This window comes from Streptomyces sp. NBC_00872 (assembly GCF_045161915.1).
GTDB lineage: Bacteria > Actinomycetota > Actinomycetes > Streptomycetales > Streptomycetaceae > Streptomyces.
In genome coordinates, this window is sequence record NZ_CP108806.1 from 6,530,687 (window position 1) to 6,547,996 (window position 17,310).

Here is a 17,310-nt window from a genome sequence, read left to right on the forward strand (position 1 = left end):
GACTCGGCGGCGGGCGGGCGCGGTGGCCCGGTCACCGGATCCGGCGCGGCGGGACGCGGAGGCGGACGTGGACATGGGCGCGGGCGCGGGAGCGGGGAGCCGTTCGACGGGCGCGCGGGACCGGCCGGGACGGGGGTCCCACCGGCGCCGCGGGGTGCCGACGGGCTCCGGCTGGCCGACATCGCCGGCCGGGCCCGGGTCAGCGAGGCCACCGTCAGCCGGGTGCTGAACGGCCGGCCCGGTGTCGCGGACAGCACGCGGGCACGCGTACTCACGGCGCTCGGCCTCCTCGGGCAGGAACGTTCCGGCCGGCCCTGGGAACCCCTTCCCCCGCGCGGCGCCGTGCCGGGGTCCGCCGGGCGTATCCCGCCCGCGCGGCCCCCCGGACTGGTCGGACTGGTGACCCCCGAGCTCACCAACCCCGTCTTCCCCGCCTTCGCCCAGGCCGTCGAGCGGCTTCTGGCCGGACACGGCTACACCCCGCTCCTCTGCACCCAGCTGCCGGGCGGCGCCACCGAGGACGAACTGGTCGAACAGCTGGTGGAGCGGGAGGTCGACGGCATCGTCTTCCTCTCCGGACTGCACGCCGACACCTCGGCCGACCCCGCCCGCTACGCCGCGCTCGCCGCGCGCGGTGTGCCGTACGTCCTGGTCAACGGCTACAACGAACGCGTCAGCGCGCCCTTCGTCTCGGCCGACGACCACGCCGCCGTACGGATGGCCGTCGCCCATCTCGCCGAGCTGGGCCACCGGCGGATCGGACTGGCCACAGGACCGCAGCGCTACGTCCCCTCCCGGCGCAAGCGCGAGGGCTTCCTCGACGCGGCCGTCGGGCTGCTGGGGCTGGCGTGGGGCGAGGCCGAGGAACTGGTGTGCGCCACGCTGTACGGCGTCGAGGGCGGCCAGGTCGCGGCCGGCGCGCTGCTCGGCCTCGGCTGTACGGGCATCGTCTGCGGCAGCGATCTGATGGCGCTCGGGGCCGTACGGGCGGCCAGGGAGCGCGGACTCGACGTGCCGGGCGATCTCTCGGTCGTGGGGTACGACGACTCGCCGCTGATCGCCTTCACCGACCCTCCGCTGACCACGGTCCGCCAGCCCGTGCGCGCCATGGCCGCCGCCGCGGTCGGCGCGCTGCTGGAGGAGATCGGCGGCAGCCCCGTACAGCGCACCGAGTATGTCTTCCAGCCCGAGCTGGTCGTACGCGGCTCCACGGCCGGCGTGCGCGCCCACCGCCACCGGGACCGTCCCAGCGGCACCACCGGTACCGGCCGCTCCACCCGCAACACCCACCAGTAGGGGCACCACCCGCACCACCCGCGCCACCAGCACTACCCGCACGGGGCCTTGAGGGGCACAGAGCGCGTCGCCGCACGAGGCCGTACGCACCACCGTCACCGTCACCCGCACCTCCCCCCACCAGTGCAGGAGGAACCATGGCTCGCAGATCCCTGGCCGCCGCGCTCGCCCTCGTGGCCGGCGCCGCAGCCGCTCTCGCGGTCCCGGCCGGGACCGCCCAGGCGGCGCCGCCGGGCACCAAGGACGTCACCGCCGTCCTGTTCGAGTGGAAATTCGACTCCATAGCCAGGGCGTGCACGGACACCCTCGGTCCGGCCGGCTACGGATATGTGCAGGTCTCACCGCCCCAGGAGCACATCCAGGGCGGCCAGTGGTGGACCTCGTACCAGCCCGTCAGTTACAAGATCGCCGGTCGTCTCGGTGACCGCGCCGCCTTCTCGAACATGGTGAACACCTGTCACGCGGCAGGCGTCAAGGTCGTCGCCGACACCGTCATCAACCACATGGCGGCCGGGGACGGCACCGGCACCGGCGGCTCCTCGTACACCAAGTACACCTACCCGGGCATCTACTCGGGCGCCGACATGGACGACTGCCGGTCGCAGATCAGCAACTACGGCGACCGGGGCAACGTACAGAACTGCGAACTCGTCGGCCTGGCCGATCTGGACACCGGCGAGGAGTACGTACGCGGCCGGATCGCGGCGTACATGAACGATCTGCTCTCGCTCGGCGTCGACGGCTTCCGGATCGACGCGGCCAAGCACATGCCCGCCGCCGATCTCGCCGACATCAAGGGCAGGCTGAGCAATCCGGGCGCCTACTGGAAGCAGGAGGTCATCTACGGCGCGGGCGAGGCCGTCTCGCCGGGCGAGTACCTCGGCAACGGCGACGTCCAGGAGTTCCGGTACGCGCGCGGTCTCAAGCAGGTCTTCAACAACGAGAACCTCGCCTATCTGAAGAACTACGGCGAGGGCTGGGGATATCTGGAGTCCGGCCGGGCGGCGGTCTTCGTGGACAACCACGACACCGAGCGCGGCGGCGACACCCTCAGCTACAAGGACGGCGCGAACTACACACTGGCCAATGTGTTCATGCTGGCCTGGCCGTACGGCTCGCCCGATGTGCACTCCGGGTACGAGTTCGGCGGCAATGACGCGGGGCCGCCCAACGGCGGTGCGGTCAACGCCTGTTACAGCGACGGATGGAAGTGCCAGCACGCCTGGCGCGAGATCTCGTCCATGGTCGGCTTCCGCAACGCCACGCGCGGCCAGGCCGTCACCGGCTGGTGGGACAACGGGGGCGACCAGATCGCCTTCGGCCGGGGCTCCTCCGGCTATGTCGCCATCAACCACGAGGGCTCCTCGCTGACCCGTACGTTCCAGACCTCGCTGCCGGGCGGTACCTACTGCGATGTGCAGAGCGGCAGGGCGGTCACGGTCGGCGGCTCGGGGCAGTTCACGGCGACGCTCGGCCCGAACACGGCGCTCGCCCTGCACAGCGGCGCCCGTACCTGCTCCGGCGGGGGCACGGACCCGGGGCCCGGCACCTCGGGCGCGTCCTTCGGTGTCAGCGCGACGACCCAGCTCGGCCAGAACATCTATGTCACCGGCAACCAGGCGGCGCTGGGCAACTGGAACACCGGCAGCGCGCTGAAGCTCGACCCGGCGGCCTATCCGGTGTGGAAGCTCGATGTGGCGCTGCCCGCCGGTACGTCCTTCGAGTACAAGTACATCCGCAAGGACGCGGCAGGCGCGGTCACCTGGGAGAGCGGCGCCAATCGCACGGCGACGGTGCCCGCGTCCGGCAGGGTCACGCTGAACGACACCTGGCGCAACTAGGTCCTGTCCGGTCGATCTTCGTGGGCCCGGAACGCCTGGCACGGCACCTCGCCGCGTTGTCGGAGTCACCCGAGTACATCCAGTACACGGGCGATCCTCCGCCTTGCGATGCACCGCGCCAGACGCCCCGGGCTGATCCACGAAGATCGACCGGACAGGACCTAGCTCTTGCCGCCGCTGTTTTGTCCTCAATCGCCGGACGGGCTGGTTTTTGCCCGTCCGGCTACAGGAGACCAATCCCGCACCCGTACATCCGAGGAGATCCCGAGTGACACGCCCGCCCCTGCGAAGAACGGTCCCCGCCGTTCTCGCCGCCGCCCTCTGCGCGGCGCTGGTGCCCGCGCTCCCGGCCGGCGCCGCCGCCACCGCGCCTGCCAGGCCGCCCGCCCCGCCGTCGGACGCCCGGCTCGCCGCCGAACCCGCGCGCCACGATCTGACCCGTGAGCAGTTCTACTTCGTCCTGCCCGACCGCTTCGCCAACGGCGACCCGGCCAACGACCGCGGCGGACTGACCGGTTCACGGCTGGAGACCGGTTACGACCCCACCGACAAGGGCTTCTACCAGGGCGGTGATCTCAAGGGCCTGACCGGGAAGCTCGACTACATCAAGGGGCTCGGCACCACCGCGATCTGGCTCGCGCCGGTTTTCAGGAACAAGCCGGTGCAGGGCGAGGGCGCGGACGCCTCGGCCGGCTACCACGGCTACTGGATCACCGACTTCACCCAGGTCGACCCGCACTTCGGCACCAACGCCGATCTGGCGAAGCTGATCGACAAGGCCCATGACAAGGGCATGAAGGTCTTCTTCGACGTCATCACCAACCACACCGCCGACACCGTCGACTACGCGGAGAAGGCCTACGGCTACCGGCCCAAGGGCGCCTATCCGTATCTCGACAAGGACGGCCGCCCCTTCGACGACCGGGCCTCCGACGGCAGGACGGTGAGGGCCGACGCCGACTCCTTCCCGTACACACCCGTCGTACGCGCGGGGGAGAAGAAGGTCCCCGGCTGGCTCAACGACCCCGCCATGTACCACAACCGCGGTGACTCCACCTTCGCGGGCGAGAGCAGCGAGTACGGCGACTTCTCCGGCCTGGACGATCTGTGGACCGAGCGGCCCGAGGTCGTCGACGGGATGGAGAGGATCTACGAGAAGTGGGTCCGCGACTTCGGCATCGACGGCTTCCGCGTCGACACCGTCAAACATGTCGACCTGGACTTCTGGACCCAGTGGGCGACGGCGCTCGACGCGTACGCGGCGAAGCGCGGCCGGGACGACTTCTTCATGTTCGGCGAGGTCTACTCGGCGGACACGGCGATCACCTCGCCCTATGTGACCCGGGGGCGGCTCGACGCGACGCTCGACTTCCCGTTCCAGGACGCGGCGCGCGCCTTCGCCTCGCAGGGCGCGTCCGCCGGCCGGCTCGCCCAGGTCTTCGCCGACGACTACCGGTACACCACCGACAAGGCCAACGCCTATGAGCAGGTGACCTTCCTCGGCAACCACGACATGGGCCGGATCGGTACCTTCCTGCGGCAGGACAACCCCGAGGCGGGTGAGAGCGAGCTGCTGGGACGGGCCCGGCTCGCCAACGAGCTGATGTTCCTGTCCCGGGGCAATCCGGTGATCTACTACGGCGACGAGCAGGGCTTCACCGGCGCGGGCGGCGACAAGGACGCCCGTCAGACGCTCTTCGCCTCCAGGACCGCCGCCTATCTGGACGACGACCAGCTGGGCACGGACCGTACGCACGCCTCCGACGCGTACGATCCCGCGCATCCGCTGTACCGCTCGATCGCCGCACTCGCCGCGCTCACCAAGGAGCATCCGGCGCTGCGCGACGGTGTGCAGACGGAGCGGTACGCGCGCGACTCCGTGTACGCCTTCTCCCGTACCGACTCCGGCACCGGCGCCCGGCCCGGCACCCCGCCCGGCGACCGCCCCGGCTCCCGCACGGACGCCAGGGCCCGGACCGAGTATCTCGTCGCCGTGAACAACGCCACCGCCGACCGGACCGTCGAGATCCCCACCGGCGCGGCGACAGGCACCGACTTCCGTACGCTGTACGGCGGTTCGGGTACGGTACGCGCCGGAGCCGGCGGCACCCTCACCGTGACCGTGCCCGCGCTGTCCTCCCTGGTGCTGAGGGCGGCCGAGCCCCTGGCCGCGCCCGCAGAGGGGCCCGCGATCACCCTGGAGGCCCCGGCGCCCGGCGCCACCGGCACCGTCGAACTGTCCGCGCGGGTCACCGGCGGCGGACCCGACCGCGTGGTCTTCGCCGCCCAGAGCGGCAACGGCGCGTGGCGGACGCTCGGCACCGCCGACCACGCCCCGTACCGGGTCACCCAGCACATCGGCGCGGACACCGCGGCCGGAACACCCCTGCGCTACAAGGCGGTCGCCGTCGACAGCGCGGGCCGTACCGCGAGCGCGACCGCCGCGTCGACCGCGGGGCACACGCCCCCGCCCGCCACACCCTCGGCCGTCGACCGCGACTACGCGATCGTCCACTACAAACGCCCCGCCGGGGACTACGACGGCTGGCGGCTGGTCTCCGGGGACACGTCGGCCGCGTTCAGCGGCCGGGACGCGTACGGCGCGTTCGCCTGGGTCAAGGTGCCCGAGGGCGCGTCGAGCGTCCCGTACACCGTGGAGAAGCCGGGCGTCCCGGCCGAAGGCCCGCCGCGCTCCGTCGATCTGGCCCGCACCGGTGAGGTGTGGATCGCCCAGGGCGAGGACGGCCAGGCCGGCACACCGCCCGACGGTGCCCGTCCGCCCCAGGACAGGACCAAGGCGATCCTGCACTACCGGCGCGCGGACGGCGCGTACGACGGCTGGGGGCTGCACACCTGGACCGGGGCCGCGGCGCCCACCGACTGGTCGAAGCCGCTCCCGCCGGTGCGGAGCGACGCGTACGGCGTGACCTTCGAGGTCCCGCTCGCCGAGGGAGCCACCTCGCTCAGCTACATCCTCCACAAGGGCGACGAGAAGGACCTCCCGTCCGACCAGTCCCTCGATCTCGCGACCTACGGCAACGAGGTGTGGCTGCTGGCCGGGCAGCCCGCGTATCTCCTGCCGCAGACCGGCTCCGGTCCGGATCTCGACCTCACCAAGGCCGAGGCGCAGTGGATCGACGCGGACACCGTCGTCTGGAACGTGAAGGCGACCGCCGCCACCAGCCAGCAGCTCGTGTACGCGCGTGACGGCGGGATCACGGTCGAGGACGGCGCGCTCTCCGACGAGGGGCGGTGGCTCCGGCTGACCCCGTCCGCCCTGACCGACGCGCAGAAGGCCGCCTTCCCGCATCTCAAGGACCTGCCGGCCTTCACGGTGGACCGCCGCGACCGGGACAGGGTCCGCGAGTCGCTGTCCGGACAGCTCATCGCGACCCAGCGGGCCGCGAACGGCGCGCTGCTCGCGGCGACGGGCGTACAGACGCAGGGCGTCCTCGACGATCTGTACAGCGCCCGCGCGGCCGGGGCCGCCCTCGGTCCGGTGTTCACCGACGGGCGGCCCACCCTCTCCGTCTGGGCCCCGACCGCCCAGCGGGTCGATCTCGAACTCGACGGCCGTACCGTCCCGATGAGGCGCGACCCCGCCTCCGGGGTCTGGTCGGCCACCGGCGGGAAGAGCTGGGCGGGCAAGCCGTACCGCTATGCCGTACGGGTCTGGGCGCCGAGCGTCCAGAAGGTCGTCACCAACAGGGTCACCGACCCCTACTCCACCGCGCTCACCACCGACTCGGCCCGCAGTCTGGTCGTGGACCTGGCCGATCCGGAGCTGGCGCCCCCGGGATGGTCCACGCTCCGCAAGCCCGCCGCCGTTCCGCCGCGCGACGCGCGGATCCAGGAGCTGCACATCCGTGACTTCTCGGTCGCGGACCGTACCTCGAAGCACCCGGGCCGCTATCTGGCCTTCACGGACAGCGGCTCCGACGGGATGAGACATCTGCGCGCGCTGGCCGCGTCCGGCACGTCGTACGTCCATCTCCTGCCGGCCTTCGACATCGGCACCATCCCGGAGCGCGCCTCCGGACAGACCACGCCCGCCTGTGACCTGAAGGTGTACGCGCCCGACTCGGCCGAGCAGCAGGCCTGTGTCACGGCGAGCGCCGCGAAGGACGCGTACAACTGGGGGTACGAGTGCGACATGAGGTCGCTTCCTATCAACGGCAGGGGAAAGAGAGGAATCCTGCCCTGAGCGCGATCGACTCAGTTCCCAGCCCTGGGGTGCGTTGCCGGTAACGGCGAGGTGCTGAGCCCGGGGAAGGCCCAAGATTCGTAAGCCACTAACGAGAACAGGCCGGGAAAGACCGGAAGGATGAGAAAAGCGAACCTTGTATATAAAGGCTCGTTAGCCAGAAACCTGCTGTGGTGAAGTTGAGCGGGGTAAGAGGACTGCGGCTGAAAAGCCGAGGTGACACGAGGTCTCGTAGCCAAGTGTGTGATCGCCACCGTCCCGGGCCAGACAAGGCATCCTCGCCGGTCGCATTTGGAAGAAGCGGAACATGGAAACCCCGTACAGGTCCCTCTGAGGCGAGGGTAGGCCGGAGGCGACGAAGGCGTAACTCCGGTGCGGGAACAGGATGACCCGAGAAGCGAATGCCGCTGGGGCGAAAGTCCAGGGGAAAATCTGGAACATGGCTCTCTCGGCCACCAGGTATAACTCGGCGGATACCAGAGTAATGCTCTGGACTCGAAAGAGGGCCCACGCGGGTCAGGTAGGCCATTGGAGAGACAAAGATTGAACGCTCCAACCGAGGGACAAGTTAGACAAGGTTTCGGGTCCTCCGAGACCCTGAACGGAACCGAGGACGACGCGCTCAACTGGCACCGCATTGACTGGGGGTCCGTAGAACGTGACGTAAAGCGGCTCCGTCAGAGAATCTTCAAGGCTGCACAGCAGGGAGACGGTAAGAGGGTCAGGAACCTTCAAAAACTCATGCTCAGGTCACGTTCCAATGTGCTACATAGTGTGCGGAGGGTGACTCAACTGAGTACGGGTAGAAGGACGTCTGGGGTGGACGGGGAAACTGCCCAGAAGCCTCGCGAGAGGGGTGCACTGGTCAGAACCGTCTGCCAGCAGCGCACCACTTCCTCGATACCTAGACCCGTCAAACGCGTGTACATCCCGAAAGCCAACGGGAAGGTCAGGCCGCTGGGTATTCCAGTGATTCGAGACAGGGTGCACCAAGCCTGTGTCAAGAACGCACTGGAGCCCGAGTGGGAAGCACGTTTCGAGACCAGGAACTATGGATTTCGTCCTGGTCGTGGCTGCCACGATGCAATCGGGGCCATCCACACCGTGCTCGCGCGCAGGTCCGGCACCAAGAGGCCATGGATTCTGGATGCCGACCTTTCTGGCGCGTTCGACCGGATCAGTCATCGTCACCTTATGGAATCTATCGGGTGGTTTCCTGCCCGAGAAGAGGTCCTGGGATGGTTGACGGCTGGGGTGATGGACCGCGGTCGATTCGCTCCAACACAGGAGGGAACACCGCAAGGAGGGGTCATCAGCCCTCTCCTGCTCAATATCGCCCTGCACGGGATGGAAACCGCCGCCGGGGCTAAAACCTCACTGAGTGCCGACAAGCAGTCGGTCCAAGCGGTGCGGAAAACCCCAATCCTCATCCGCTATGCAGACGACTTCGTAGTGCTATGCCACTCGAAGGAGGAAGCGGAGCGGTGCAAGGAGATGCTGGCAGGATGGCTGACCCCAAGAGGGTTGTCCATCAACGAGGACAAGACCAGGATCGTGTACCTGGACGAAGGATTCGACTTTCTCGGGTTCAACGTCCGGAGATACGCAAAGAACGGGAAGGTCCTCGTAAAGCCAAGCAAGGAGGCGGTGGAGAGAGCCAGGCGAAGAGTAAAAGAAGTGATCCGCAGTAACCGAGGACACCCCGGTAAGCGGATCATCATGGACCTCAACCCCTTTGTGAAAGGGTGGACGTCCTACTATCGCCCGGTGTCGGCGTCCAAGGCGTTTCAGGCACTTGACGACTACGCTCACCGGAAAGTATGGGCGTGGGCAAAGAGGAGTCACCGACGTCATGGCGGGCGCTGGATCGCCAAGAGGTACTGGGGGCAACACAATCCGGCAAGAGCGGATCGGTGGGTCTTCGGTGATGACGGAACATACCTGTGGAAGTTCTCCTGGACGAAAATCCAGAGACATCCGACAGTCAGGGGTACGGCATCGAAAGACGATCCAGCGATGGCCGAGTACTGGGAGAAAAGGCAAAGGCGGCGAGGGGTCCCGGACATTGAGCGAAAACTCATCGTCCGCCTCGCAGTCCGTCAGAAGGGCCTATGCCCAGGATGTGGCCTTGATCTGGTCGAAGGAGCCGGATTCGAGCTGGAAGACCTACGGAGTTGGGTCGACTGGTTCACTGCGGCAACCCGCGCATTTCACGTGCACCACAAGGTGCTCCGGAAGAATGGCGGGTCCGACGACCCGAGCAACCTGGAGCTGCGACACGCGCTGTGTCATCAGCAGCTACACGCGGCTGATCACACAATCAGGTGAACCTGCTGTACGGCCCTTGAGGCCCGCTTGAGCCGGATGCGGTGAGAGCCGCACGTCCGGTTCTGAGGGGGGTCCGGTGTGGTAACACACCGGACCTACCCGACCCCGCTGCACTACACCGTGCCCGAGGGCTCGTACGCCTCAGACCCGGAGGGGACGCGCCGTACGGTCGAGTTCCGGCGGATGGTCCAGTCGCTGAACGGCGCAGGGCTGCGCACGGTCATGGACGTCGTCTACAACCACACCGTGGCGAGCGGCCAGTCCGACAAGTCCGTCCTCGACAGGATCGTGCCCGGCTACTACCAGCGGCTGCTGGCCGACGGCACCGTCGCCACCTCCACCTGCTGTGCCAACACCGCGCCCGAGAACGCCATGATGGGCAAGCTCGTGGTCGACTCGGTCGTCACCTGGGCGAAGGAGTACAAGGTCGACGGCTTCCGCTTCGATCTGATGGGCCATCATCCGAAGGCCAATATCGTCGCCGTACGCGAGGCGCTGGACGCGCTGACCGTGGCGGAGGACGGTGTCGACGGCAGGAGGATCGTCCTCTACGGCGAGGGCTGGAACTTCGGTGAGATCGCCGACGACGCGCGCTTCGTCCAGGCCACCCAGAAGCACATGGCGGGGACCGGTGTCGCGACCTTCTCCGACCGGGCGCGGGACGCGGTGCGCGGCGGCGGCCCCTTCGACGAGGACCCGGGGGTCCAGGGCTTCGCCTCCGGTCTCTACACCGACCCCAACTCCTCGGCGGCCAACGGCACTCCGGCCGAGCAGAAGGCCCGGCTGCTGCACTACCAGGACCTGATCAAGGTGGGGCTGACCGGCAATCTCGCCGGATACTCCTTCACCGACACCTCGGGACGTACGGTCACGGGCGCGCAGGTCGACTACAACGGTGCCCCGGCCGGTTACGCGGAGACACCCGGCGACGCGCTCGCCTACGCCGACGCGCACGACAACGAGTCGCTCTACGACGCCCTGGCCTTCAAACTGCCCCCGTCCACATCGGCGGCGGACCGCGCCCGTATGCAGGTACTGGCCCTGGCCACCGCCGCGCTCTCGCAGGGCCCGGCCCTCTCCCAGGCGGGTACGGATCTGCTGCGTTCCAAGTCCCTCGACCGCAACTCCTACGACAGCGGGGACTGGTTCAACGCGATCCACTGGAACTGCCGGGACGGCAACGGTTTCGGGCGCGGGCTGCCGCCGGCGGCCGACAACGAGAGCAAGTGGTCCTACGCCGGGCCCCTGCTGGTCAATCCGGCGCTCACACCGGGCTGTCCGGAGATCGACGGTGCCTCCGCCGCCTACCGGGATCTGCTGCGCGTCCGCACCACGGAGCCGGTCTTCAGCCTCACCTCCACGGACGCGGTCCGGTCCGCACTGTCCTTCCCGCTCTCCGGGCCCGACGAGACACCGGGCGCCATCACCATGCGTCTCGGTGATCTCGTGGTGGTCTTCAACGCCACACCGCAGAGCAGCGTCCAGCGGGTGGCGGCCCTCGCCGGACGGCCGTACACCCTGCACCCGGTGCAGGCCGCGGGAGAGGACCGTACGGTCAGGGAAGCCGCCTACGAGGCGGGCTCGGGCACCTTCACCGTGCCCGCGCGGACGGTCGCGGTGTTCACGGCGGTCACGGCGGTTACGGCGGAGGGGCGGCCGGGGCAGCCGGGGCGGACGCCGACGAACGGGTTGATGCGCTGAATCGACCGAACAAGAATCACTCTCGGTCGTTTCTGACTGTTTCCCACCATGGGTGTCTGCCCCGCTGTCCAACTGGGTCAGACTGTCCCCCGTGGTGGGGAACATTCCCGAGGAGAAGACCAGCTTCGTGGGCCGTCGGGCCGAACTGGTCCTGCTGGAACGGGCACTCGAAGAGGACCGGCTGATCACACTGACCGGTACGGGCGGTGTGGGCAAGAGCAGGCTGGCGCTGCGGGCCGCCGAACGGGCGGGCGCGCGCGGCGGGTACGGCGGGCGACCGGCGGCCGAAGGGGGTCGCTTCCCGAGCGGTGAGGGTCGCTTTCCGGACGAACCCGGTCGCTTCTTCGACGGCCGGGACCGCTTCCGCGACGGTCCGGGCCGCTTTCCGGACGATCGGGACCGCTTCCGGGACGACCAGAGCCCCTTCCGGGACGACCAGAGCGCCTTCCCGGACGGTCAGGGCCTCTTCCCGGACGGCCGGGACCGCTTCCCCGACGGGGTGTGGTGGGCCGATCTCTCCCCGCTCCCCGACGACCGGCTGCTGCTCACCACCGTCTCCGACGCCGTCGGGCTCGCCGACCACTCCCCGCGGATGCCCGTCGAGGCGCTCTGCGAATGGCTCGCGGACCGCCGGCTGCTGCTCGTCCTCGACTCCTGCGAGCGGATGGCGTCCGCCTGCGGCCATCTCGTCGGCGAACTGCTCACCGCCGCCCCCGGGCTCACCGTCCTCACCACCAGCAGACAGCCCCTCGGCGCCAGGGGGGAACATCTCATCGAGGTGCCGCCCCTGGCCGTGGGCAACGCCGCGGACGTCACCGCGGACGACGAGGACGAGGAGGCCCTCCAGCTCTTCCGGGACCGCGCCGCCGTCGCCGCGCCCCGGGTGCGGCTCGACGCCCCGGGTACCGTCGCGGCAGCCGTCCGGATCTGCCGAGGACTCGAAGGCATCCCGCTCGCCGTCGAACTCGCCTGTGCCCGGCTCGCCGACCACTCCGTCGAGCGGCTCGCCGAACTGCTGGACGCCCGGCTCGGCGCCCGGCTCGACACGCTCACCGATCAGAGCGTCTGGCCCCAGCGCCATCGTGCCCTGCGTACCGCCATCGGCTGGAGCCATGAGCTGTGCGCGCCCCTCGAACGCCTCCTCTGGGCGCGGCTCTCCGTCTTCCGCGGGGACATGGAGGAGTCCGACGTACGGGAGATCTGCGCGGGCGGACCGCTCACCCCCGTCGGTGTCGGCCGGGCCCTGGAGGGTCTGGTCGCCCAGTCCGTCCTGCGGCGGGACGGCACCCGCTACCGGATGCTCGGCACCCTCCGGGAGTACGGCGCGATGTGGCTGGCCGAACTCGGCGAGGAGCGGCGGCTCGCCGACCGGCACGCCGCCCACTTCGCCGGTCTCGTACGGCGGGCCCACGCGGGATGGACCGGCCCCGGCCAGACCGGCTGGTACCGGCGGATCTCCGACGCCCACGCCGATCTGTGCGCCGCGCTCGACCATCTGCTCGTCCACGACCCGGCGGCGGCCGTCGAGACGGCGGGCCGCGTCGGTTTCTTCTGGAGCCGCTGCCGGCATCTCCACGAGGCCCGGGGCTATCTGGAGCGCGCGCTCGACGCGTATCCCGTCCCCGGTCCGCACCGCACCCGCGCGCTCACGGCCCTCGGGATCGCGATCGTGTTCCAGGGCGACCACGAGGGCGCCTACCGCCTCGGTGAACGCTCCACGCTGGCGGCCTGGCACGACAAGGACCCCGAGTCCGCGCTCTTCGCCGCCTATCTCCTCGGTCTGAGCTGTCTGATGACGGGCCGCGCGCAGGCCGCCCACACGGTCGCCGACCGCGCCCTGCGCGCCCACCCCGGAGACCCCTTCGACTCGCTCTCGCGGCTGCTGTGCCGGCTGGTCCTGGTCTTCTCGCTCACCGCGCTCGGCCGGCTCGACGAGGCGCGCGAGCAGGCGACCGAGCTGCGGCGGCTCTGTCTGGAGCACGGCGAACGCTGGACCCGTGCCTACGCGGACTACCAGCTCGCGCTGGTGCATCTGTTCCAGGGCCGCGCGGACGAGGCGGAGGCCCACGCCCGCTCGATGGTCGAGGACATGGAACAGCTCGGCGACGGCTTCGGGATCGCCGTCGGCCTCGATCTGCTGGCCGCAGCCGTCGCCGCGCAGGGCGACGGCGAACGGGCCGCGTACGCCTACGGCACGGGCCAGGCCTTCTGGCGCACGGTGGGTCACCCGCAGCGCGGCACCCCCGAACTCGGACCGGTCCGCGCCGAGTGCGAACGGCAGGCGCGCGCGGCGGCCGGGAACCTCGCGTACGAGGAGGCCTTCCACCGCGGTCTGGCGGCAGACGGCGGGAGCGGTCTCGCCCGCGCGCTCCGGAGCTGTCCGCCGCGGGAACCCGGGGCGTGAGCGCCGTACGAACCCGGGGCGGGGCGTGAGCGTCGGGTGAACTCGGTGCCCGAGCGCCGTGTGAACCGGCCCGCGCGGGAAATCCGTTACGTATGACGTCCACCGACGTGAAAGACGCGAAGCCGCGCGCCCCCAGGCCGCCGCGCTGGAGCAAAATCCCCCTGGCCCTGGTCGTCGTGGCCGCGCTGCTCTTCCTCGGCAGCCGGCTCGATCTGCTGCCTGGATTCGGCAATCTCTTCGGCGAGGAGACCCACGACCGTACGGGACCGACCCTGCTCGAATCCATTCAGGACCTTGACCGCTACGAGGCCGCTTCCGGCAATTTCCAGGTCGTGGTGGATCTGGAGAAGGACGCCAAGTATCTGCCGGACGCGATCCGCGGCACCCGGACCCTCTATGTGGGCGCGGGCAGCGTCAGTTCGTATGTCGACTTCGGCGGTCTCGGCGAGGGCAGCGTCACCACCGACGAGGCGCGCACCTCCGCGACGATCCGGCTGCCGCACGCGCGCCTCGGCGAACCGGCCCTGGACCCGGACCGTTCGTACGCCGTGTCCAAACAGCGTGGACTGCTCGACCGGCTCGGGGACCTCTTCTCCGACAATCCGGCCGACGAGCGGGCCGTGAACCAGCTCGCCGCCCGGCATATCGCGGACGCGGCCAAGGAGAGCGAACTGACCGGGCGCGCCGAGAAGAACACCACGAGCATGCTCCAGGGCCTGCTGCGCTCGCTCGGCTTCACGAAGGTGACGGTGGTCTACGCGTGACGGTGGTCTACGCGTGACGGCGGTCTACGGGTGACGGCGGTCTACGGGTGACGGCCGGCAACGCCTGACGGTGGTCTACGTCCGACGGTGGTCCACGTCCGACGGTGGTCTACGACTGAACGCCCAGCCGGGTGAGCCGGCCGACGAGATCGCCGAAGGCGCCGTCGGCCGGCTCGTCCGCGACGATACGGAGCAGGATCGCGGCCATCTCCTCGTCGTACGCCGCGCCGACCGCCGCCAGCGCGGCGAAGTCGTGCACGAGCTGCAACTCCAGCTCGTCGCGGGGGATACGCCGTCCGTCGAGCCAGATCAGCGCGGTCGTCTCGGCCAGCGACACCCAGGACCGTACGACCAGCTCCAGCCGCGCGGGCGGGCGGCCGACCCCGAGATGGGCCACGATCTGCTCGTACGCGGCCTGCCGTACCTCGCTGACCATCGCGGTCGCGGTGGACGAGCCCGCGGCGGGACCGCCGCGCATCAGGGCGGAGAAGCCGGGGCCGTGCTGCTCGACGAAGTCGAAGAAACGCCCCATGACCCGGAGCAGCCGCGCCCCGAGCGGCCCTTCGCGCGGCTCGGCGAACAGCTCCGCCAGATCGTCGGCGGCACGGCGCAGGGCGGCCTCGTACAGACTCTGCTTGCCGGGGAAGTAGTGGTAGACGAGCGGCCGGGAGATACCGGCGGCCGCCGCGATCTCGTCGATCGAGACGTCGTCGGGGGAGCGGTGGCTGAACAGCTCCAGCGCCACGCCGATGAGCTGTTGCTTCCGCTCTTCGACGCCCATCCTCCGGCGCGCTACGGTCGTCATATGAACAGCCTAACGGGCGGACCTTCTGGGACGTCCGTTACGCTCGCCGTCCATGAGCGCATCTGACCAGGACGAGGCCGTGCACACGCCGACGCCGGAGCCCGAGCGCGACGGCCTGACACCCCGTCAGGCAAGGCGCACCGGCATCGCTTTGGCCTCGTTCCTGCTCGCGGCGCTGGCGGTGCTGCTGCTCGTACGGCTCGCCCAGCGGACGTCCGTACTGGTGGTCGGGGTCTACGGCCTGGCGATGATCCTGTGCGGCATAGTGATCGAACTGAACCGCCACGGCCGCACCCGTCTGGGCATCTGGCTGCTGGGCACGGGCTTGATAGCAGCCCTGGGCGCGGACTGGCTCCTGCCGTAATTTTTTGATGCTCGGTTCGCCCCGGGGCGCTTGCTGTGTTCATCAGCGGCCTCCGGCCGCGGGCCCTGCCGACGGTCGGCCGTGCGGGGCCGGAACATGTCCGCACCCTGGGGCGGCCGAGGTGAGCCGGCACCCGAACGGGCCTTACGAGCAGGAGGCCGACGGGAGTGGAAACCCTCCAAGAACGCCTGAGGATTACTGTCCCGGACGAGGTGACCGCCCGTATCCGCGCGGTCGCAGACTTGCGGAATGCGGCGGGCCACCCGGTCACCGCGCCAGCGCCGTCTACGACCTCCGAGGACACCGGCCCATGAGCGAACGCGTCATCGTCCCCCGCAACCGCGGCTTCCTGTTCATCGACTCCCATCCGGCGGGCTGCGCGCGGCTGGTCGACGACATGTGGCGGGCCGTCCCCCCTCCCGCCGTCGTGCCGGATCGTGCTCCGGTGGCGCTTGTGATCGGATCGTCCGCCGGATACGGGCTGGCCGCGACCATCGCGGGCCTGGCGCGCGCCGGGATCCGGGGCATCGGCGTCTGCTTCGAGAAAGCGCCCGAGCGGCGCACCGGGACGGCCGGCTGGTACCGCACGGCCGCCACCGCCGATCTCGCGCGCCGCCACGGCCGGGACATGGTCTTCCTCAACGGTGACGCCTTCTCGGACGCCATGAAGGAGCAGGTCGCCGACCTCATCGAGCGCCGGTTCGGCGGACGGCTGGACCATCTCGTGTACTCGGTCGCCGCGCCCCGCCGTACCGACCCCGACACAGGTGTCACCTACGCGTCCGTACTCAAGCCCGTCGGCCAGGCGCACCGGACGAAGACCCTCGTCTTCGACGACGGCGCACCCGAAGTGCGCGACGTGGAGTCCTCGGCGGCCGAGGGCGACGACATCGCCCAGACGATCGCCGTCATGGGCGGCGCGGACTGGGAACGCTGGATCGACCACCTCGCCGGCCGCGGGCTGCTCGCGGACGGGTTCACCACGGCCGCCCTCTCCTACATCGGCTCCTCGCTGACCGGCGCGATCTACCGGCAGGGCACCATCGGCGCCGCCAAGGCCCACCTCGAAGAGACGGCGCGCACGCTGGACGAGCGGCTGGGCAAGCTCGTCGGCGGCCGGGCGGTGACCTCCGTCAACGGAGCGGCCGTCACCCAGTCCTCGACGGCCATCCCCGGCATCGCCCTGTACGTGGGACTGCTGCGCGGAGTCCTCGGCGACGCGATGGTGCCGCCCGTCGGCCAGCTCTCCGAGCTGTGGGACCAGCTCACAGGTGTCCGCCCGCTCGACCTGGACGACAAGGGCCGCGTACGCCTGGACACCTGGGAACTCGCCCCCGGCGTCCAGGCCGCCATCACCGACCGGTGGAACGCGGCGACCACCGCCACCGTCGCCGACCTCGCGGACCTCGACTGGTTCCACTCCGAGGTCCTGCGCCTGTACGGCTTCGCCGTGCCCGGCATCGACTACGCGAAGCCGGTCGAGACCGACGTCCCCTGGCCCGGCGCCGCTTCCTGACCTCCTGCGGCCTGACCTCCTGCTCCACGACGACCTCGTGGACGGCGGCCCCCGCCGGGAGGCCCCCGCCGGGAGGCGTACCGCCGG

At 70.0% G+C, this 17,310-nt stretch carries 8 protein-coding genes and 2 pseudogenes; 9 read left to right on the forward strand and 1 reads right to left on the reverse strand.

The genetic code is table 11. The annotated features are described in order from the left end of the window. Nucleotides 1-171: 171 nt before the first annotated feature. The 7 genes and pseudogenes from OG214_RS27915 (at nucleotide 172) to OG214_RS27945 (ending at nucleotide 14,538) form a co-directional block, all read left to right on the forward strand. A complete protein-coding gene (locus OG214_RS27915; RefSeq protein WP_405987637.1) occupies nucleotides 172-1,296 on the forward strand; it encodes a LacI family DNA-binding transcriptional regulator in 1,125 nt (374 codons plus the stop codon). A 137-nt stretch (nucleotides 1,297-1,433) separates the two neighbouring features. Further along, complete coding sequence (locus OG214_RS27920; RefSeq protein WP_405986301.1) at nucleotides 1,434-3,137, forward strand: carbohydrate-binding module family 20 domain-containing protein; 1,704 nt, start codon at nucleotides 1,434-1,436, stop codon at nucleotides 3,135-3,137. Between the two features lie 268 nt (nucleotides 3,138-3,405). Continuing rightward, nucleotides 3,406-7,284: pseudogene (locus OG214_RS27925) on the forward strand (alpha-amylase family glycosyl hydrolase); the annotation flags it as partial. 600 nt (nucleotides 7,285-7,884) lie between these two features. Next, nucleotides 7,885-9,669 (forward strand): group II intron reverse transcriptase/maturase, encoded by a 1,785-nt coding sequence (gene ltrA, locus OG214_RS27930; RefSeq protein WP_405986302.1) that lies wholly within the window; start codon nucleotides 7,885-7,887, stop codon nucleotides 9,667-9,669. A gap of 105 nt (nucleotides 9,670-9,774) precedes the next feature. Next, nucleotides 9,775-11,295, forward strand: a pseudogene (locus OG214_RS27935) (alpha-1,6-glucosidase domain-containing protein); the annotation flags it as partial. Nucleotides 11,296-11,461: 166 nt separating this feature from the next. Then, the gene (locus OG214_RS27940; protein WP_405986303.1) at nucleotides 11,462-13,774 is read left to right on the forward strand and encodes an ATP-binding protein; all 2,313 of its coding nucleotides are present in this window, start codon (nucleotides 11,462-11,464) and stop codon (nucleotides 13,772-13,774) included. A gap of 92 nt (nucleotides 13,775-13,866) precedes the next feature. Beyond that, entirely contained in the window at nucleotides 13,867-14,538 is a 672-nt protein-coding gene (locus OG214_RS27945; RefSeq protein ID WP_405986304.1) for a DUF4230 domain-containing protein, read from the forward strand. A gap of 109 nt (nucleotides 14,539-14,647) precedes the next feature. Here OG214_RS27945 and OG214_RS27950 read toward each other — a convergent pair whose 3' ends face one another. Continuing rightward, nucleotides 14,648-15,343: a TetR/AcrR family transcriptional regulator gene (locus tag OG214_RS27950; protein ID WP_405986305.1), complete on the reverse strand. Its 696-nt coding sequence runs from the start codon at nucleotides 15,341-15,343 to the stop codon at nucleotides 14,648-14,650. Nucleotides 15,344-15,395: 52 nt separating this feature from the next. Here OG214_RS27950 and OG214_RS27955 point away from each other — a divergent pair, with 52 nt between their 5' ends. Next, complete coding sequence (locus OG214_RS27955) at nucleotides 15,396-15,707, forward strand: hypothetical protein (protein WP_363080289.1); 312 nt, start codon at nucleotides 15,396-15,398, stop codon at nucleotides 15,705-15,707. Nucleotides 15,708-16,017: 310 nt separating this feature from the next. Next, a complete protein-coding gene (gene fabV, locus OG214_RS27960; RefSeq protein WP_405986306.1) occupies nucleotides 16,018-17,223 on the forward strand; it encodes an enoyl-[acyl-carrier-protein] reductase FabV in 1,206 nt (401 codons plus the stop codon). Nucleotides 17,224-17,310: the final 87 nt, after the last annotated feature.